Origin of the sequence: Microbacterium yannicii (assembly GCF_024055635.1) — a bacterium.
Classification (GTDB): domain Bacteria; phylum Actinomycetota; class Actinomycetes; order Actinomycetales; family Microbacteriaceae; genus Microbacterium; species Microbacterium yannicii.
Window position 1 is genome coordinate 1 of the sequence record NZ_JAMXMB010000022.1, and the last position, 19274, is coordinate 19274.

15 protein-coding genes and 1 riboswitch are annotated in these 19274 nt (G+C 70.9%); of the genes, 9 read left to right on the plus strand and 6 right to left on the minus strand.

Annotation, left to right across the window (positions count from 1 at the left end; genetic code table 11):
- Positions 1-32: 32 nt before the first annotated feature.
- Positions 33-2324 carry a L,D-transpeptidase family protein gene (locus NCG93_RS09360; RefSeq protein ID WP_252787499.1) on the minus strand — a complete coding sequence of 764 codons (2292 nt, stop codon included), beginning with the start codon at positions 2322-2324 and terminating at the stop codon, positions 33-35.
- Between the two features lie 220 nt (positions 2325-2544).
- On the opposite strand from NCG93_RS09360, the gene NCG93_RS09365 reads away from it, so the two are divergent.
- From NCG93_RS09365 to NCG93_RS09395, 7 genes are all read left to right on the plus strand, one after another.
- On the plus strand, positions 2545-3735 hold the full coding sequence (locus tag NCG93_RS09365) for an ROK family transcriptional regulator (protein ID WP_194414260.1): 1191 nt from the start codon (positions 2545-2547) through the stop codon (positions 3733-3735).
- 134 nt (positions 3736-3869) lie between these two features.
- Positions 3870-5204, plus strand: coding sequence for an extracellular solute-binding protein (locus tag NCG93_RS09370; protein WP_194414259.1), 1335 nt, complete (start codon positions 3870-3872; stop codon positions 5202-5204).
- A 77-nt stretch (positions 5205-5281) separates the two neighbouring features.
- Entirely contained in the window at positions 5282-6262 is a 981-nt protein-coding gene (locus NCG93_RS09375; RefSeq protein WP_194414258.1) for a carbohydrate ABC transporter permease, read from the plus strand.
- Entirely contained in the window at positions 6262-7179 is a 918-nt protein-coding gene (locus NCG93_RS09380) for a carbohydrate ABC transporter permease (protein WP_194414257.1), read from the plus strand. Before NCG93_RS09375 ends, NCG93_RS09380 begins: the two co-directional genes overlap by 1 nt.
- A gap of 43 nt (positions 7180-7222) precedes the next feature.
- Positions 7223-8197 carry an ROK family protein gene (locus NCG93_RS09385; RefSeq protein ID WP_194414256.1) on the plus strand — a complete coding sequence of 325 codons (975 nt, stop codon included), beginning with the start codon at positions 7223-7225 and terminating at the stop codon, positions 8195-8197.
- An 8-nt stretch (positions 8198-8205) separates the two neighbouring features.
- Positions 8206-8985 (plus strand): glucosamine-6-phosphate deaminase, encoded by a 780-nt coding sequence (locus tag NCG93_RS09390; RefSeq protein WP_194414255.1) that lies wholly within the window; start codon positions 8206-8208, stop codon positions 8983-8985.
- Positions 8986-9001: 16 nt separating this feature from the next.
- Positions 9002-9754: a hypothetical protein gene (locus NCG93_RS09395; protein ID WP_194414254.1), complete on the plus strand. Its 753-nt coding sequence runs from the start codon at positions 9002-9004 to the stop codon at positions 9752-9754.
- Between the two features lie 22 nt (positions 9755-9776).
- Here NCG93_RS09395 and NCG93_RS09400 read toward each other — a convergent pair whose 3' ends face one another.
- The 5 genes from NCG93_RS09400 to NCG93_RS09420 all read right to left on the minus strand — a co-directional run bounded on the left by NCG93_RS09400 (position 9777) and on the right by NCG93_RS09420 (position 16795).
- Positions 9777-11168 carry an FAD-binding oxidoreductase gene (locus NCG93_RS09400; RefSeq protein ID WP_194414253.1) on the minus strand — a complete coding sequence of 464 codons (1392 nt, stop codon included), beginning with the start codon at positions 11166-11168 and terminating at the stop codon, positions 9777-9779.
- Entirely contained in the window at positions 11165-11557 is a 393-nt protein-coding gene (locus NCG93_RS09405; protein ID WP_194414252.1) for a YrdB family protein, read from the minus strand. The genes NCG93_RS09400 and NCG93_RS09405 overlap by 4 nt, the downstream gene beginning before the upstream one ends.
- Before the next feature lie 96 nt (positions 11558-11653).
- The gene (locus tag NCG93_RS09410) at positions 11654-13672 is read right to left on the minus strand and encodes a sigma-70 family RNA polymerase sigma factor (RefSeq protein ID WP_194414251.1); all 2019 of its coding nucleotides are present in this window, start codon (positions 13670-13672) and stop codon (positions 11654-11656) included.
- 391 nt (positions 13673-14063) lie between these two features.
- Positions 14064-15200 carry an N-acetylglucosamine-6-phosphate deacetylase gene (gene nagA / locus NCG93_RS09415; RefSeq protein WP_194414250.1) on the minus strand — a complete coding sequence of 379 codons (1137 nt, stop codon included), beginning with the start codon at positions 15198-15200 and terminating at the stop codon, positions 14064-14066.
- 41 nt (positions 15201-15241) lie between these two features.
- Complete coding sequence (locus tag NCG93_RS09420) at positions 15242-16795, minus strand: beta-N-acetylhexosaminidase (protein ID WP_194414950.1); 1554 nt, start codon at positions 16793-16795, stop codon at positions 15242-15244.
- A 149-nt stretch (positions 16796-16944) separates the two neighbouring features.
- Positions 16945-17029, plus strand: a riboswitch (ZMP/ZTP riboswitch).
- 53 nt (positions 17030-17082) lie between these two features.
- Here NCG93_RS09420 and glyA point away from each other — a divergent pair.
- Together glyA and NCG93_RS09430 are read left to right on the plus strand one after the other, a co-directional pair.
- Positions 17083-18357 (plus strand): serine hydroxymethyltransferase, encoded by a 1275-nt coding sequence (glyA, locus tag NCG93_RS09425; RefSeq protein ID WP_194414249.1) that lies wholly within the window; start codon positions 17083-17085, stop codon positions 18355-18357.
- Positions 18354-19235 (plus strand): bifunctional methylenetetrahydrofolate dehydrogenase/methenyltetrahydrofolate cyclohydrolase, encoded by an 882-nt coding sequence (locus tag NCG93_RS09430; protein WP_194414248.1) that lies wholly within the window; start codon positions 18354-18356, stop codon positions 19233-19235. The genes glyA and NCG93_RS09430 overlap by 4 nt, the downstream gene beginning before the upstream one ends.
- The last annotated feature ends 39 nt before the right edge of the window (positions 19236-19274 follow it).

Consider the following 19274-nt stretch of genomic DNA (forward strand, 5'->3'; position numbering starts at 1 on the left):
CCGCTCTTCTCATGCGGTTCGAACGCGGCGCGTCAAGACTGCACGCGCACCTCGGTGCCGTTCGGCGCCCACGAGTAGAGCGACTCCGCCGTGCCGAGGGGCAGGTTGACGCAGCCGTGGCTCATCCGGTTGCCGAAGTTGTTGTGCCAGTAGGTGCCGTGGAAACCCTGGTCGCCGTTGAAGTACATCACCCAGGGGACGTCCTTGGTGCAGTAGCTGTTGACGGCGTTCGGGTTGTAGCAGAGAGCACCCATGTCCTGCTCGCGGATGTGCGAGTTGATGCGGAAGTTCCCGGTGTGCGTCGGGGTGGCCGCGGCTCCCGACGAGATGAGGAAGCTGTTGACCAGCTGCCCGTTCTCGTAGATGTAGGTGCGCTGCTCGCTGAGGTCGACGACGATGTTGCGCGCCAGCGTGGTCGTGCTCACGGGCACCTCGGCGACCGGCAGCTTGAAGACGGCGTCGCCGGAGGCGAGCTGACCGGCGAAGTCCGCCGCGATGCCGGTGGCGTCTTCGAGCTGGCGCCCGGACTGGCCGGCGGCGATCGTCTGGAGTACCTTGCCGCCGGTGTCGGTGATGACGATGGCGTTCTCGGGTGCGCGGTCCACTGCTGCCGCGAGCGTGTCGACGACCGGCTGGATGGCGGCGGGGTCGGCCGTGATCGCGAACTGGTCACCCTGCGGCGCGATGGAGAGCCAGGATGCCGCGACCGCCCGGTCGACCGGCACGGTGCGCTCGTCGCCGACGTAGAAGCCGACCGTGTCGAGCATGCCGTTCAGCTGCGCGACCGTGGCGTCGGCCGTCTCGGTCGGGATGGCTGCCGGGATCGGGGCCGGAACGGGCTCCACCTCGACTCGCGTCTGACCTGATGTGAAGGCGGCCTGGATCGCCGCTTGGACGGTCGCGACATCGACGCCGGCACCGGCGACGGCGGGCGTGGCCGCGTACGACGCGGTGGCGGCGTCGAATGCGAGGGTCGCGTCGACCGGTTCGGTGTACAGCTGGGGGGCGGCGTCGCGCAGAGCAGCAGTCGCGGTCGACGCGTCGAGTGCCACCTCGGCATCGTTGGCGGCGAACCACGCTGTCGGGTTCCACATCGGGTGCTCGGCGAACGCGGCGTCTGCCAGAGCCTGGGCGTCCACCTCGGCACCGAGTTCGGCGCCGGTGATCTCGGTGTCCTCACCCGCGCCCGTCAGCACGACGGTGGTCTCGGCGAGGCGCTGTTCGATGGCCTCGGCGGCGGCACCGGGGGTCATCCAGCCGACCGGCACGCCGGCGACCGCCGTGCCGGGCGCGATCAGCAGCAGCGACGTGACCACGAGGCCGACGACCGCGACACCCGCGGCCACGCCGATCCATAGCCTCGTGCGCTTCTTCTTGGGCTTGGGCTCCGCGGGTGCCCACGCGTAGACCGAGCCGTCGTCCTGGGTCGCGGTGGTCGAGGCGGCGGGGGAGGGAGCGGCGGGGGCAGGTGCCAGCACAGCGGTGGCGACCGCGACGGTCTCGAGATCGGCACCGGAGCCGACGGTGGTCTCGGAGTCGGCTTCGGGCTCGGTCGCGGTCTCGACGACGGCTTCGGGCTCGGTCTCGACGACGGCTTCGGCTTCAGGCGCGGCTTCGACCTCGGCCGATGCGACGTCCCCGCCGTCGGCAGCGAGATCGGCTTCGAGCTCCGGTGCCGCGTCGTCCTCGGTCGCCGCGTGCTGCTCGACGTCGGCATCTTCGGTGGATTCGATGTCTTCCGGGGCGTCGGCGTCTTCCGCGGCATCGACGTCCGCGGCGGAGATCTCTGCTTCGGACGCGGCCTCGTCCGGCGCGTCCACGTCGGCGTGCTGCGCGGCGACATCGGCCTCCGCGGCAGGCTCGACGGGAGCCACAGCCTCGGGCACGGCCGCGTCTGCCTCGACGTCGGCGCCGGCGTCAGCCTCGTCGGCGTCAGGCGCGTCGGCTTCCGTCGCCTCCGGGTCGCTGTCGGTCGCAGCAGACTCGGCGTCGGCCGGCTCCGCTTCGGACTCAGGGGCGTCGGCTTCAGCCGCTTCCGTCTCGGGCGCGTCCTGGTCCGCCGCCTCAGCGACGGCGTCGGTCTCCTGCGCCTCGGCGCTGCCAGTCTCGCCCTCGTCGAGGACCTCGTCCCCGGTTTCGGGCTCGACGGAGTCCTCCGTCACGACATCCGTATGAGTCACGGCATCCTTCTCATCCATGGCAGACGACTGCGCGGAAGCGGCCGTGGCCGTGGCCGTTGCCTCGCTGTCGACGTCCTGCTCGCCCCCCACGGCGTCGTCTCCGGACGGCTTTCCGGCATGCGGCTGGGTCGCCAGATCTGTCACGCCACACCCCCGACTGTGATCAACGCTTCCCCTTATGGTAAGGGACGCGCAGGCGTCGAGTGGTCACGGCCTCATCACGGACGAATCGCCGGTCACAGGCAGAAACCGGTGACGCCTGCCGCGACCCCTTGTGTCCGGTACATCACGGTTTCGTAAAGCATCCGCGCAAATAGGCGTTGCGGACTTGCGGAATGCGAGTTCGTAAGGTCTACTAACAAACATGTCACCCACGGAAGCGCAGCGCGGCCCTTCTCTCGTCGAGCCGCACACGGCGCGCGCACGCGCTTTCACTCCGGGACGCACTCTTCGCCAGGGAACCAAGGTACTGCCGGAGCACGCGCGCGGTCACAATCGTGCGCTCGTTCTTCAGACGCTGTTCCACCAGGGAGCGATGAGCCGGGCCGACCTCTCGCGCGAGACGGGTCTCACGCGTGTCACCATCTCGGACCTGGTCGCCGAGCTCATCGCCGACGGCTTCGTCGCCGAGATGGGTGTGCGTGAGGCGTCCGGCCCCGGAAAGCCCGCCATCCTCGTCGACCTCGACCACGCAGGACACCGCATCGTCGGCCTCGACCTGTCGGGGAGCGACACCTTCATCGGGGCGGTGCTGACGCTCGACGGCAGCATCGTGGTGCGCCGCGAAGTCGCGCTTCCCGCCGATGAGGACGTCGTCTCGACCGTTGTGGAACTGGCTCGTGGACTGGTCGCGGAGTCGCACGCACCCGTGCTCGGCATCGGCGTCGGCACGCCCGGTGTCGTCGACGACCACGGTGTCATCCTCACGGCGCCGAACTTCGGCTGGGCCGGCTTCGATCTCGAGGGCGCGCTGCGCAGCGCGCTGGGTCTTCCCGTCCTGGTGGCGAACGACGCCAACGCTGCGGTGCTGGCGGAATACACCTTCGGCGGCGCTCCGGACGACGTGCTGCTGGTCAAGGTCGGACGCGGCGTCGGCTCCGGCCTTCTGCTGGCCGGTCAGCCCATGCGCGGCAGCCGGTTCGCCGCGGGCGAGATCGGCCACGTCACGGTCGGCACCGACGGCGGCCCGCATTGCGCGTGCGGCAAGGTGGGATGCCTCGAAGCGTGGCTGTCGGTCCCCTCGCTGTCGTCGCGGCTGGACGCGGCATCCGATCCTGACACCCGCGAAGGGATCCTCCGCGATGCGGGGGAGCGGCTCGGCATCGCGCTCGCACCCGTGGTGGGCGCGCTCGACGTCTCGGAGATCGTGCTGTCCGGTCCCCCTGAACTTCTCGGCGGCTCCCTTGCGGAGCAGACCGTCGAGACCCTCCGCGCACGTACGCTCGCGCCGTCCGTCGACGAGGGCGTGCGAGTGCGGATGACGGAGCAAGGCCAGGACATCGTCCTGCGCGGCGCGGCCGTCATGGTCCTGTCAGGACAACTCGGGGTGTCCTGACGCAGCGCCATCGCTCCGGAGGTCCGCACGGAGCCACTGGTCGCAGAATCCGGGTCGTTTCCCGGTACCCCGGTTCCCCCGGATGGGTCACCCGGCCCACCCGAACACCAAGAGAACACACGAAGGAAGACACCATGAAGAAGACGCTCGGAGCCGTGGCGCTCATCGGCGCCTCGGCACTGGTGCTCGCCGGCTGCGCCGGTGGGACCACCCCCGGTGGATCGGATGACGCCTCGGGGTTCGACCCCGAAGGCGCCAAGGACCAGAACATCACGTTCTGGGTCATGGGCGGAGACACCCCCGATGAGCTGCGCGAGTACCTGAAGGACGAGTACAAGGACGCGACCGGCGGCACGCTCACCATCGAGGAGCAGACGTGGGGCGACGCGCTGACGAAGCTCGCGAACCAGCTTCCCGACTCCAAGAACACGCCTGACGTGACGGAGATCGGCAACACCTGGTCGCCGACGTTCACCACCTCGGGCGCGTTCAGCGACCTGAGCGGCATCTACGACGACCTGGGCGGCGACGACCTGCTCCAGTCGTTCGTCGACGTCGGCACGGTCGACGGCGCCCAGTACGCGCTGCCGTACTACTTCGGCTCGCGCTACATCACGTACCGCAAGGACATCTGGGAGGCCGCAGGCCTCGAGGTGCCCACGACGCTCGAAGAGTTCAACGAGGACGTCAAGACCCTGCGCAGCGCCGACCAGTCGGGCTTCTACATCGGCGGCGAGGACTGGCGCAACGGCGTCTCGTGGATCTTCGCGAACGGTGGCGAGCTCGCGAAGAAGGACGGTGACAAGTGGGTCTCGACGCTGAGCGACGAGAAGACCATCACCGGCCTCGAGCAGTTCCAGGACCTGTTCCAGAACGCCTCCAACGCTCCGGCGACCGAGGACGACAGCACCCCGTGGGTCAACATCAACAACGACAAGACGGGCAACCCGCCGACGGCCGCCACGATCATCGCACCCGGCTGGGCGCACTGGTCGATCGGCGACTTCGTCGAGGAGAAGACCGCTGACGACGGCACGGTGTCGGAGGTCCGCGAGTGGAACGACGACACGTTCGGCGTGTTCCCGCTCCCCGGCACGACCGCGGGCGAGGCGGCTCCCGTCTTCGCCGGCGGCTCCAACGTCGGCATCTCGGCCAAGAGCGAGAAGCAGGCGGGCGCCAAGGAGCTGCTGCGCATCATCTTCTCGGACGAGTACCAGCAGATGCTCGGTGAGAACGGCCTCGGCCCGGCGAACACCAAGTTCGTCGACTCCCTCGGCGATGACATCTTCGCCACGGCGCTCATCGATTCGGCTCTGAACTCGAAGCTCACCCCGGCTGCGCCGGGCTGGGCTGCGGTCGAGGGCCAGAAGATCCTCGAGGAGTTCTTCGGCAAGGTCGCGTCGGGTGGCGACATCCCCGCGCTCGCGGCGGAGTACGACGAGAAGATCGACGCCATCATCAACGGCTGAGACCTTCAGCAATCCCGGGGTCGCGGACTCGCGTCCGCGACCCCGGTCCCCTGCGAGACCCCCTGAAGGAGGCGGGCATGGCGGTTCCTGCCCCCACCACGCTGAAGCCGAAAGGCAAGCTCCGCGCCGGCCGCGACGGCAGCGCCGACGAATCCGTCGGCGCCCGGCGCCGCATCCCGGTTCCCCTGTTCCTGCTGATCCCCGCGATCGCCATCCTGCTGTTCGGCATGGGCTATCCCGTCGTCTGGCAGATCATCACGTCCTTCCAGAAGTACGGTGCACTCCAGCAGCTCGGCGGCAAGGCCCCCGACTTCGTCGGCCTCGACAACTACATCGCCGTCGCCACGAGCCCCACGTTCTGGGAGGTCGCGATCCGCTCGGTGATCTTCTGCCTCGTCACGGCGCTGATCACTGTCGTCATCGGCATGGGGCTCGCCCTGCTCATGACCCGCGTGCCCTCGGGTGTGCGCATCACCCTGCAGATCGCCCTGCTGCTCGCCTGGGCCATGCCCGTCGTCGCGGCGATGACGGTGTGGATCTGGCTCTTCGACCGCCGTCGCGGCGTCGTCAACTACCTGCTCGACCTCATCCCGGGCGTCGACATGAACCAGTTCAACTGGATCGGCGGCGAGCCGTTCGTCTTCTTCATCGTCGCCTCGATCATCGTGACGTGGATGTCGGTGCCCTTCGTCGCGTTCTCGTCCTACGCCGGGCTGACCCAGGTCTCGACCGAGATGGTCGAGGCCAGCCAGCTGGACGGCGCGACCGGCTGGCAACGGCTGCGGTTCATCGTCCTGCCGATCATCCGTCCGGTCATCATGATCGTGCTGCTGCTCAACCTCATCTGGGATCTGCGCGTGTTCACGCAGATCACGATGCTCCAGGACGCCGGCTCCAACTCCAGCGACTACGACCTGCTCGGCACGTACATCTACAAGATGGGCGTCGCCGGCCTCAACTTCGGTCAGGGGGCGGCGATGGCGATCTTCGTGCTCGCGCTCACGATCGTGCTCAGCTGGTTCTACATCCGCAGTCTTCTGAAGGAGGACCAGGCCTGATGTCCGCGTCCGCACAACTCGCGCCCACGCCGGCGCCGACCCGTTCGGCACCGCCCTCGGGCTCCGCCCCGGCGCCGAAGCGCCGACGCCGGGGTTCGGCCGCGACCTGGGGCTGGAGCATCCTGGCGATGCTCGTCGCGCTGATCTGGGTCTTCCCGGTCTACTGGATGGTCAACTCGTCGATGCTCTCATCGGCGACCCTCGAGTCGTTCACCCCGACGTTCCTGCCGTTCGGCGGCTCGTTCGCCAACTTCCGCGGTGTCATCGACGGCTCGTTCTTCGGCGCCCTCGGCATCAGCGTCGCCGTCACGCTCATCGCGGTGTTCTTCTGCCTGCTGTTCGCGTTCCTCGCATCGGTCGCGATCAGCCGTTTCCGCTTCCGCGGGCGCACCACGTTCGTCCTGGCGATCCTGATCATCCAGATGCTGCCCGCCGAGGGCCTGTTCATCGCGCAGTACAAGATGATGAGCGAACTGGGGCTGCTGTCCAACGTGTTCGGCCTGAGTCTGCTCTACATCGCGGCCGTCGTGCCGTTCACGGTGTGGATGCTCCGCGGCTTCGTCACCGGCGTGCCGGCCGAGCTGGAGGAGGCGGCGATGGTCGACGGACTCAGCCGCACGCAGGCCTTCATGCGGATCACCCTGCCGCTGCTGGCACCCGGGCTCGTGGCATCCGGAGTCTTCGCCTTCCTGCAGTGCTGGAACGAGTTCACGGTCGCGCTGGTGATCATGAACGCCGAGAACCAGACGCTGCCGCTGTGGCTGCGCGGCTTCGTGCAGCAGAGCTCGAGTCGCGCGATCGACTGGGGCGAGGTGATGGCCGCCTCGACCATCGTCGCGATCCCCGTGATCATCTTCTTCGTGATCGTCCAGGGCCGCATGACCAGCGGGCTCGTCGCGGGGGCGGTCAAGGGCTGATGCGCATGCAGGACGACGCGACCTCCCGTGGGGAGGTCGGCCGATGAAGGTCGGGCTGGACGTGGGCGGCACCAAGACCGACGCCGTCGCGGTGGACGACGCCGGCGCGATCGCCGGGCGCATCCGCATGGCCACGGGATGGGGTCCGGATGCGGTGACCCAGACGGTCGTCGATGCCGTGCGCGCGCTCGGGGTCGAGGCCGGCGTGGACCTCTCCGCCGTGCGCTCGGTGGGTGTCGGCATCCCCGGGCAGATCGAGCCGGGTACCGGTCGCGTCGTGCACGCGGTGAACCTCGGCGTCGACGAGCTCGACCTCGCGCGCATGGTGACCCCGCAGCTGCGCGGCGTCACGCCGCGGCTCGGACTGCCGGTGCAGGTCGAGAACGACGTCAAGGCGGCCGCGCTGGGCGCGCACGCCCTCCATGCGCGCAACGGCTCGCCGGCACCCGGCTCGATGGCGTACCTGAACCTCGGCACCGGGATCGCGGCCGGCATCGTGTCGGACGGCGTCCTGTGGCGCGGCGCTCGCGGCACCGCCGGCGAGGTGGGCCACATCTCGGTCGACCCGAACGGCCCGCTGTGCCGGTGCGGTCAGCGCGGCTGCATCGAGGCGTTCGCCGGCGGCGGCGCGATCGCCGAGCGGTGGGCGCAGCGCTCCGCACTGCCGGTGCGCGATGTGTTCGACGCCGCCGACCAGGGTGATCCGTCTGCCCGGCAGCTGCGAGCGGGTCTCGCCCGCGGCGTCGCCGCCGCGGTCCGGGTACTGGTGCTCACCGCTGACGTCGATATCGTGGTGCTCGGAGGGGGTGTGACGGCTTTGGGCGAACGACTGATGACGGATGTCGCAGCCGAACTGTCGGCCAGCGCCGAGGCATCCCCATTCATGCGCTCGCTGCACCTCACCGACCGGGTAGAACTGCTGCCGCCGGGCTCGCCGGCCGCGGCGCTCGGCGCGGCGCTGGTGGGTGCCGAGGGTGACGCCACACACGACGCCGAGGAGGCCCTGGTCCATGGTTGAGAAGTCTCATGGCTGAGATCGTCATCGTCCCCGACAAGGCGGCGGCCGGTGCGCTCGTCGCCGACCACATCGCCGGCCTGCTGCGCGCGAACCCCGAGACCGTCCTGGGTCTCGCCACCGGCTCCACGCCCCTGCCCGTCTATGAGGCGCTGCGTTCGCGCCTCGAGGGCGTCGACGTGTCGCGGGTACGCGGGTTCGCCCTCGACGAGTACGTCGGCATCGACCCCGCCCATCCCGAGAGCTACCGCTCGGTCATCACGCGGGAGGTCGTCGAGCCCCTCGGGCTGGACCCCTCGCGGATCCGCACGCCGGACGGCACGCCCGCGGGCATCGAGCACCACGGCGAGGAGTACGAGGAGGCCATCCGCGCGGCGGGCGGCATCGATCTGCAGATCCTCGGCATCGGCACCGACGGCCACATCGGCTTCAACGAGCCCGGATCGTCGTTCGCGTCGCATACGCGCGTGAAGACGCTGACCGAGCAGACCCGTCGCGACAACGCGCGATTCTTCGACAGGATCGAGGACGTCCCGATGCACTGCATCACGCAGGGCCTCGGCACGATCCTCCGCGCACGGCACCTCGTGCTGCTGGCCTTCGGCGAGGGCAAGGCGGCGGCCGTCGCGGGCGCCGTCGAGGGCCCGCTGTCGGCGTCGCTTCCCGGCTCCGCGATCCAGCTGCACCCCCGCGCGACCGTGGTGGTCGACGAGGCTGCCGCCTCGCAGCTCACCCGGGCCGACTACTACCGCTACGCGTACGACAACAAGCCGGACTGGCAGGGCATCTGAGCCGTAGGCTGACCGCATGACGGATGCCGCCGACGGCGTGACGGTCCCCACACCCGCTCCCGAGCGCGCCGTCGCGGCCTCGCACGGTGCGCCGGCGCCACCGGACCGCGCTCGAGCGCGTGCCGACGGTCTGCCGCGCACTCTCACGATCGGCGGCGTGCTCCTCATCGTGAGCGCCGTCGCCGCGTTCGCGGCACCGAATGCGTTCGCGGTGAATCTGCCGTTCCATACCGTCCTCTCCTGGGTCTCGACCGCTGCGTTCTCGGCGAGCGTGCTCGTCTTCGCGCTTGGCATCGGGCAGGGCGGCAGCATCGTCGCGCGCCGCCCGTTGGGCGTGACGGCTGCACTTGTCGTCGCGTTGTGGCCGTTCGCGGAGCGAGCGCTCACCTGGGCGATGCCCTTCAGCGCCGGCACGGCCGAGTTCTACCAGGTCTGGGGTTACGTCTCGCTGACCGTGAGGATCGCGGCGGCGGTCGTGCTCGTGGTGCAGATCGCGCGCGCCGGCGTCGTGACCGGACGGATGCGCTGGGTGCCTGCGTGGGCGCTCGCCGTCGTCGTGCTGCCGCAGCTGCTGGTGCAGGTGATGATGGTCGCGCTGGGGGCCGACCTGGGCAGAACGGAGCCCGACGGGCTGTACCTGCTCATCGGCCTCGGACAGCTCGCGTCGTTCGCAGCGCCGGTGACCCTCGGCATCCTGGCCATCGTCCTCGCGCAGCGCCGCCCGACGCCGTCCGGCGACGCCGTGCAGATCTATCCGCCCGCGGGCTGACCGCTGTCGCCGCGCGGCACGCTCACGGCGCGAAGACCTTGCCGGGGTTCAGGATGCCCTGCGGGTCGAAGACGCGGGTGATCTGCTGCTGCAGCTCCCACTGGTCCTCGCCGAGCTCGTCGGCGAGCCAACGGCGCTTCAACACGCCCACGCCGTGCTCGCCGGTGAGCGTGCCGCCCAGGCGGAGGGCGGCGCGGAAGAGGTCGTCGGCGGCCGCCCAGATGTGCGCGGGAGCCTCGATCACGCCGAACTCGTCGGGCTCGCCCGCGAAGATGAAGTTGGGGTGCAGGTTGCCGTCACCCGCGTGGGCCACGGTCGGGATGACGATCCCGTGCTCGCGCTCGACGCGGGCGATCTCGTCGAACATCGCCGGAAGGACGCTGCGCGGCACCGAGACGTCTTCGATCAGCGCCGTGCCGAGCGACTCCATGGCCGGGTGCATCGCGCGGCGGATCGCGAGGAGCCGCTCGCCTTCCGCGCGGTCGCGCGAGACTGCCACGTTGCCGCCGGCGGCGCGGAGCACCGTGGCGATCGCCTCGGCTTCGGCGACCGCCGCCGCCCCGTCGGTCTGGATCGTGAGCTGCGCGGCGCCCGGTGTGGGCGCGGGCAGCGACAGCAGGCTGTGCACGGCCGCGAGCGACGCGGCATCCATCAGCTCCATGATCGCGGGCTGTGCACCGGCGGCGGTGACGGCAGCGGATGCCTCGGCCGCGGTTCGCACGTCGGGGAAGGTGGCGGCGATCGTGCACACCTCGCCGGGGACGAGCCTGCGGAGTTTCAGCGTGGCGCCGACGACGACGCCGAGCGTCCCTTCGGAGCCGATGATCAGCGACGTCAGGTCGAGGCCCGTCACGCCCTTGACGGTGCGGTGTCCGAGTTGCAGCAGGCGCCCGTCGGCGAGCACGACATCGACGCCGAGGACGGCGTCGCGCACGACGCCGTACTTCGCGCAGAGCAGACCTCCGGCGCCCGTGGCGATGTTGCCGCCGACCGTCGAGATGGCACGGCTCGCAGGATCGGGCGCCCACCAGAGGCCGTACGGCTCGAGGGCCGCGTTCAGGTCGGCGTTGAGGATGCCGGGTTCGACCACGGCGAGGAGGTCGTCGGGGCGCACCTCGAGGATGCGATCCATCCCGCGCACCGAGAGGGCGATCTCGCCGTGCCCGGCGTTGGCACCGCCGGCGAGGCCGGTGCCGGCGCCGCGGGTGACGACCGGGGTGCCGGTGCTGCTCGCGATGCGGAGGGTGTGCTGCACGTCTGCCACGTCACGGGCATGGACGACGGCGATCGGCTGGCCGGATGCCGCGTGCCCCGACTTGTCGGCCCGCGCGGCGGCGAGAGACTCCGGCGAGGTGTCGACGCGGTCGCCCAGTTCGGCGCGCAGCAGAGCGAGCGCGTCGTCGCCCGGATTCACGACAGACGCCGGCGGCCGGCGATGAGACCCGCCGCGACGGCGACGACCCCGAACGCGAGCCCGATCCAGGCGTTGCCCATCGACCACCACGCGATCGTCGCGGACGCGTAGACGAGAAGCTCGACGATCGCGCGCACGAACGGGTGCACCGCGAACACCGCGCGAGGAGACACGAACAGCGCCCACAGCACGATGGCAGCGGCCGGGGCGGCGATGCCGGCGACGATGTTCCAGGGGAAGGGCCACATCGCGAAGCCCCACAGGGCGAGGGTGCCGAAGGCGAAGATCTCGCACACGAACGCGACCAGGTCGACCGCCGAGAGGGGCGCCCGGGTTCCCGGCGCCGGCTGGGCAGGCGGGACGGGCGTGACGTTGGGCGTGTCGGACATGGCTTCCAGTCTACGGCGGGTGGCTGGTGGGCCGCGGCTGCCGGACACACAGCGGACCGTGCTGACCGGCTGCGTGCGGCCGGGTGCGCGCGGCGACTACGGCAGCGTCGGCGCAGGCTCCGGCGGGGGAGCCGCGGCCGTCTCGGGACCGGAGTTGCCGTTCGCCGTGCCGTTGGTCGTCCGGGCGGCGTCGGCCCTGCGGTCGGAGGCGCCGTTCGCTCCGCCGTTGCCGTTGCCGGCACCGGAGCCGTTGCCGGCACCGGAGCCGTTGCCGTTGCCGTTGCCGTTGCCGTTGCCGGTGTTCCCGCTGTTGCCGTTGCCGCTGCCAGCACCGTTGCCGTTGCCGGCGTTTCCGCTGTTGCTGTTGCCGTTGCCGTTGCCGTTGCCGTTGCCGGCACCGTTGCCGTTGCCGTTCCCGTTCGAGGGTATGCCGTTGCCGGTGTCTCCGCCGTTGCCGTTGCCGGTGCCGTTGGTGGGTGTGCCGTTGCCGGTCCTGCCGCCGTTGCCGGTGTTCCCGCCGTTGCCGTTGCCGTTCGAGGGCGTGCCGTTGCCGCTGTTTCCGCCGTTGCCCTCGCCGGTGCCGTTCGTGGGTGTGCCGTAGGCCGTTGTGGCGACGTCCCCGTTGTTCCGGCCGTTGCCGTTGCCGTTGCCGTTGCCGTTGGCGCCGCCGCCAGATCCGGCGTTTTCGTTGCTGGTGTCGGCGTTCTCCGCCTCCGACCCGCTGCCGCCGGCCTTCTGGCTGTCTCCAGAGCCGCCGCCGTCGCCGGGGGTCGTGCCGCTGCCGGGATCGCCGCGGTCGAGGACAAGGGGGATGTCGGCGGGGTCAGGACCCTGCTGGGGCAGCACGAGCAGCGGGTCCTGCTCGCCCTCGGTGACGCGGAGTACGCCGGCGGGCGAGAGGGGTGCGGGCTCGACGGTGCTCGTCGGGGCAGGCTCTGCTGTCGGCGGCAAGCCGACCGCCGCGACGACCCCGCCGACGACGACGAGGCTCGCCGCCGCCAGTCCCGATGCCGCTCCGATTCCGGCGAATGCGGTGCCGCCCGCGACCGCGGCCACCGCGGTCGTCGTGCCCGCCGCGGCCGCTCCCGCGCCCGCGGCGCCGACGCCGGCGCTCGCGCCGACGCTCGAGGTCATCGCGGCCGCACCGGCCCCGAGGCCCGCGCCGGTGGCCGTGCCGCTCGCGGCCGTGCCCGTGGCGCTCGCCGCGACAGCGGTCGGTCCCGCTGCGCCGACCGTTGCCGCTGGGTTCCCCGTCACGGCGGCCTGCAGGACGGTCGACGGCATCGACGCGAGTGCTACCCAGGACGCTCCGCCGCCCTGCACGCTCGCCAGGTAGCCGGCGGTGCCGGCCGCGCCGAGGGCGAGGGGAAGCAGCACCAGCGCCAGCCGGCTCGACACCTCCTTGGCCTCGCTCGCCACGATGGAACAGCGCACGCAGCCCGTGAGGTGGCGTTCGAGCTTCGCGTGGTCGCGGCGGCCGAGGTTGCCGCGGGCGTAGGCGCCGAGCCGCTCGATCGCCCACTGGCATTCCGACCCGTTCGCGACGGACCCGAGGTGCGCCTGGATCCAGGCTTCGCGCAGTCCCTCGCGGGCCCGGAAGGTGAGCTGTGCGACAGCCGTCGGCTTCATCCCCAGGAGCGGTGCGATCTCGGCAGGCTTCATGCGCTCGATCTCGGAGTACCAGAGCACCTCCTGCCAGCGGGTCGGCAGGCTCCGGAAGGCCTGATGCGTGAGGCTGCGGTCCAGCGCGGCCTCGCTCTCGTGCGCGGCCGCCGACGGGTCCTCGACGCCGTCGAGTTCGTCGTACGGCGTCTCCCGTCGAGCGCGACCCCAGGCCGCGGCGGTGTTGCGGATGCTGGTGAACAGGTACGCCCGGAACGAGCCGGTCGGGCCGCCGCCGTTGACGATGGAGCGGTAGATGCGCGTGTACGCCTCCTGCACGAGGTCGTCGGCATCCAGGCTCGAGGTGATGTTGCGGGCCACCGTCATGCCGGCGCGGTAGTGGCGTCGCCACAGCTCGCCGAACGCCGCGGTATCGCCCGCCCGCGTGCGCACCACCAGGTCGGCGTCTGCTGCGACCTCGGGGTGGTGCGTGCGCGGTTCCTCGTGATCCATTCGTCCCCCAGCTCTGAGGGCGCGCGGCAGCGCACATTTCCCGGGTTCGCGGCGCGATTCGCGGCGCGATGCGTTCCATTGTCGTCTCCGCCGCGGGATTTGCCCAGGGTTTCGTGATGTCACCGGGAGCGCTGCCGATATCGGTGCGAGAAATTCCCGCCGACTCGCGTAATAGACCAGGCTCCGGACGGTCTCTCTGGTCAGAGTGGCAGGCCGCCCTTGCGTGGGGCACGATGACGGCGGCCGCCCAACCGTGTCGCTCCCAGAGGACGCACGGTTTCGGCGGGGCTCGGAGGTACCTCGGGGGAGGGACCTCCGGCCCCGCCTTCACCGTGCAGCCGACGTGCTCGGCGCGCTCGTGGTCGTTCGCCGGGCTCGGGGTGCGCGGCCGTCAGGCGTCGCGTCCTGCGACCCAGACCCGCCGCACAGTGAGGGCGTCGTCGAGCAGGACGGCGTCGGCGAGCGTTCCGACGTCCAGGTTTCCCAGATCGGGGCGGCCGATCGCGCGGGCGGGCTGCGCGCCGAGCGCGCGGACGACGACCTCGAGGGGCACCCCGGCCTCGGCCACGAGGCGCAGCGCGACGTCCTGAGTCAGCGTCGAGCCCGCGATCGCGCCGCCGTCCACGAGCCGTGCGACACCGTCGGTGACGCGCACGGCGAGACCGCCGAGCTCGTAGCTGCCGTCGTCCGCTCCCGCAGCGGCCATCGCATCCGTGATGAGGGCGATGCGGTCGCCGGCGACCGCGAACAGGGTCGCGATCAGCTCGAGGTCGACATGCACGCCGTCGGCGATGACCTCGAGCGTGACACGGTCGTCTCGCAGAGCCGAGACCACGGGGCCTGGCGCGCGGTGATGGATGCCCGGCATCGCGTTGAACGCGTGCGTCAGCAGGGTCGCACCGGCGTCGAACGCCCGGCGTGTCGTCGCGGCGTCCGCGTCGGTGTGGCCGACGGCGACGGCGACGCCGGCGTCGGTGAAGCGCCGGATCGCGTCGAAGGCGCCCGGTCGTTCCGGCGCCAGGGTGACCTGGCGGATGGTGCCGCGCCCCGCTTCGATCAGGCGATCGACGGATGCCGCATCCGGTGCGCGCAGCAGCGACTCGGTGTGTGCGCCCTTGTGCCCGGGGTCGAGGAACGGGCCCTCGAGGTGCGAGCCCAGGATCGTGGGGTCGGCGTCGCAGAGGTCGGCCACCATGGCCACGCGCGCCGCGAGCTCGTCGATCGGCGCGGTGATGAGCGAGAGGACGGCACGCGTGGTCCCATGCGCCCGGTGGATGGCGCGACCCACCGCGATGGCGTCCGGACCGTCGTCGAAGCTCGCGCCCCCGCCGCCGTGGCCGTGGATGTCGACGAAGCCCGGGACGAGGCATCCGCCCTCGCCGTCCACCGTCTCGTCAGCCCGGGGGTGGTCGTCGCCGACGCCGGCCGCCGCGACGCGATCGCCGTCGAAGAGGGCCCAGGCGTCGTCTCGGTCGCTGTCGACAGAGGCGCAGCCGAGCAGACGGACGGCGTGGACGAGCGTGCTCATGCGGTGCTCCGGTCAGTGGGCGGCGTGCGTGCGGCTGGCGGTCACTCGGTGACCCACGGAATCTCCTCGGAGGGGTGGAAGTCGATGCGCATGCTCGTCCACAGCGGTCCGAGCGCGCCGACGCGCTCCCGGAACGATGCCCACGTGCGCAGGTGACTCGCGCCGGTCGCCGGCGACCAGGCGGCCTCGGCCGCGGCTGCCGCGCGCGGGAAGGCCATCGTGTCGATATCGGCAGCCGTGCGGATCGTCTCCGTCCACAGCGGTGCCTCGACGCCGAGGATGCCGGAGTCGTCGATGCCCCCGATGACGTCGGAGGGCTCCCACGAGTAGGCGCGCTCGACGCTCGTCGGACCGTTGGCCCACGTCAGTCCCAGCTCGGGAGCGGCGACGTCGGTGCTCGCCGGCGGATACTTCATGTCGAGGTAGATCGCGTCGGCGGGGGAGAGGATCAGCTGCCCGCCGTTGTCGACGAACGCGCGGGCCTTGTCGCCGGCGCCGTCCTGGGGAGTGCGGAAGCCCCAGTACTGTCCGACTGTGGTGTCGGCCAGGCCGCCCGCGGCGGCGCCGGCCTCGTGCCACGCGACCGGCGTCTTGCCGAGGTCGGCGATGATGTCGCTCGCGCGCGTGACGAAGGCGGCGAAGTCCTCGCTCGCCGTCGAGAGCGACTCGTCGCCGCCGAAGTGCAGGTACGGCCCGGGCGTCATGGCGGCGAGCTCGCCGAACACGTCGGCGACGAAGTCATACGTCGCCTCGTCGCGGGTCTTCAGCGACGAGAAGCCGACGGCCGTGCCCTCGTACGCGACGCCCGACAGCGGCTCCTCGCCACCGTGGTCGCTGATGCTCTCGCGCATCTCGTCGCTGATGGTCGGGTCTTCCGCGAGTTCGGGGTAGGCGAGCCCGACCGCGTGGGTGTGGCCCGGCATGTCGAGTTCGGGCACCACGATCATGTGACGGGATGCCGCGTACTCGACGATCTCGCGATAGTCCGCCTTCGAGTAGAACCCTCCCGCGTCTCCACCGACCGCGGTGGCTGAGGCGCGCGCGGTCAGCTCAGGGCGGGACTCGAGCTGGATGCGCCAGCCCTGGTCGTCGGTGAGGTGCAGGTGCAGGGCGTTGAACTTCAGCGCCGCCGCGCGGTCGATGTATCCCTTGACCGTCTCGACCGGGTGGAAGTGGCGGGCGACGTCGAGCATCACGCCCCGGTACGCGAAGCGTGGGGCGTCTTCGATCGTCACTGCCGGCACCATCCACTCGCTGCCGTCGCGGGCGATGAGCTGTCCGAGGGTCTGCACGCCGTAGAACAGGCCGGCGGCATCAGCGCCGGTGACGACGACGGATGCCTCGTCCACGCTGATCCGGTACGACTCCGCGCCTCCGCCGGTCGCTGAGTCGGTCGAAGAGTCGATCCGCAGCTCGATGGCCGACGAGCCGTCGCCCGCTGCCGGTACCAGTCCCGTGCGGGCCGCCACGATCTCTGCCAGGGCGGCTGCGGCATCCGTCTCGCCTGTCACGCTGGTGGCGGCGGAGAGGCGGAACGGCGCGTCGGAGCCGGCCTCGATCGAGGCGGGCGCGGGGACCACGGCAGGAAGCGACACAGTGTCTCCATTCTGGGCGACCGGAGCGCAGCCGGCCAGCAGCGAGGCGGCGAGGATCGCCGTGGTGGCGACGCGTCCTCGTCGACGGTTCATGTAAAGAGTCCTAACAAAAGATCGGACCCAGCCTAGCGGGTCGGGTTCCGTTATGCTCGGGATGTCGCGACTGGCGTTGAGGTGGGACACCACCGGGGAGCGACCGACTACGGCATTCGACCGCACGCCTGGGCCGATGTGATTCCCGGCACCCCGTGCCGCGCACCCTCGAAAGCCGCAGTCAAGGAGATCGCATGACCGATCAGTTCTTCAACGCCCCTCTGTCCGAGGTCGATCCCGAGATCGCGCAGGTGCTCGAGCGCGAACTCGAGCGCCAGCGCGGCTACCTCGAGATGATCGCCTCCGAGAACTTCGTACCCGTCTCGGTGCTGCAGTCGCAGGGCTCGGTGCTCACCAACAAGTACGCCGAGGGCTACCCCGGCCGGCGGTACTACGGCGGCTGCGAAGAGGTCGACGTCGCCGAAGAGCTCGCGATCCAGCGCGCCAAGGCGCTGTTCGGCGCCGAGTTCGCCAACGTGCAGCCCCACTCCGGCGCCACCGCCAACGCCGCGGTGCTGCACGCCATCGCGCGCCCGGGCGACACGCTGCTCGGGCTCTCGCTCGACCAGGGCGGTCACCTCACACACGGCATGAAGATCAACTTCTCGGGGCGCCTCTACAACATCGTCGCCTACGGCGTCGACCCCGAGACCTCGACCATCGACATGGATGAGGTGCGCCGTCTCGCGATCGAGCACCAGCCGAAGGTCATCATCGCGGGCTGGTCGGCCTACCCGCGTCAGCTCGACTTCGCCGCCTTCCGCGCGATCGCCGACGAGGTGGGTGCGCTCCTCTGGGTCGACATGGCGCACTTCGCCGGCCTCGTCGCCGCAGGCCTCCACCCGAGCCCGGTGCCGCACGCCCACGTCGTCTCGTCGACCGTGCACAAGACCATCGGCGGCCCTCGCTCGGGCTTCATCCTGACCAACGACGCCGACCTCGCCAAGAAGCTCAACACCGCGGTGTTCCCCGGCCAGCAGGGCGGCCCGCTCATGCACGTGATCGCCGCCAAGGCGACCGCGTTCAAGCTCGCCGCGACGCCCGAGTTCAAGGAGCGCCAGGAGCGCGTGCTGCGCGGCGCGCACATCATCGCCGAGCGGCTGTCGCAGCAGGATGTGAAGGATGCCGGCATCTCGGTGCGCTCGGGCGGCACCGACGTGCACCTGGTGCTGGTCGACCTGCGCAACGCCGAGATCGACGGCAAGCAGGCGGAGGACCTGCTCCACGAGATCCACATCACCGTCAACCGCAACGCGGTGCCGAACGACCCGCGTCCGCCGATGGTGACCTCCGGCCTGCGCATCGGCACGCCGGCGCTCGCCACCCGTGGCTTCGGCGACGCGGAGTTCACCGAGGTGGCCGACGTGATCGCCCTGGCTCTCCTTCCGGGCGCTGACGTCGAGGCGCTGCGCGCCCGCGTGGCCGCCCTGACCGCCGCCTTCCCGCTCTACCCGGGGCTCCAGCAGTGACCGCGCACAAGCTCGACGGCCGCGCGGCTGCGGCCGCCATCAAGGAGGAGCTGCGCGAACGCGTCGCCGCCCTCGCCGCGCGGGGCGTCGTGCCCGGCATCGCGACGGTGCTGGTGGGCGCCGACCCGGCCTCCCAGCTCTATGTCGGCATGAAGCACCGCGAGTCCGAGGCCATCGGCATGAACTCGATTCAGCGCGAGCTTCCGCCCGACGCCACGCAGGCCGAGGTCGAGGCGCTGATCGACGAGCTCAACGCCGACCCGCAGTGCCACGGCTACATCGTGCAGCTGCCGCTGCCCAAGCACATCGACACCGACGCGATCCTCGAGCGCATCGACCCTGCGAAGGACGCCGACGGACTGCATCCGACCAACCTCGGCCGGCTCGTGCTCAACGTGAACGGCCCGATCACCACGCCGCTGCCGTGCACGCCGCGCGGCGTGATCGAGCTGCTGCTGCGCAACGACTACGACCTCAAGGGCAAGGACGTCGTGGTCGTGGGCCGCGGCGTCACGATCGGCCGTTCCATCGGGCTGCTGCTGACCCGCCGCGAGATCAACGCGACAGTGACGCTGACCCACACCGGCACGACCGACCTGTCGCACCACCTGCGCCAGGCCGATGTGATCGTGGCGGCCGCAGGCGTGAAGCACATCGTGCGCGCCGAGGACGTCAAGCCCGGCGCCGCCGTGCTCGACGTCGGCGTCACCCGCGAGGAAGACCCCGAGACGGGCAAGTCCAAGGTGTTCGGCGACGTGCATCCCGATGTCGCGGAGATCGCCGGCTACCTGTCGCCGAATCCCGGCGGCGTGGGCCCGATGACGGTGGCGCTGCTGATGACGAACGTCGTCGAGGCCGCCGAGCGCGCAGCCGGCTGACGCATCCATCCCTGTCGAGGCGGCAGGTGGCGGGACATT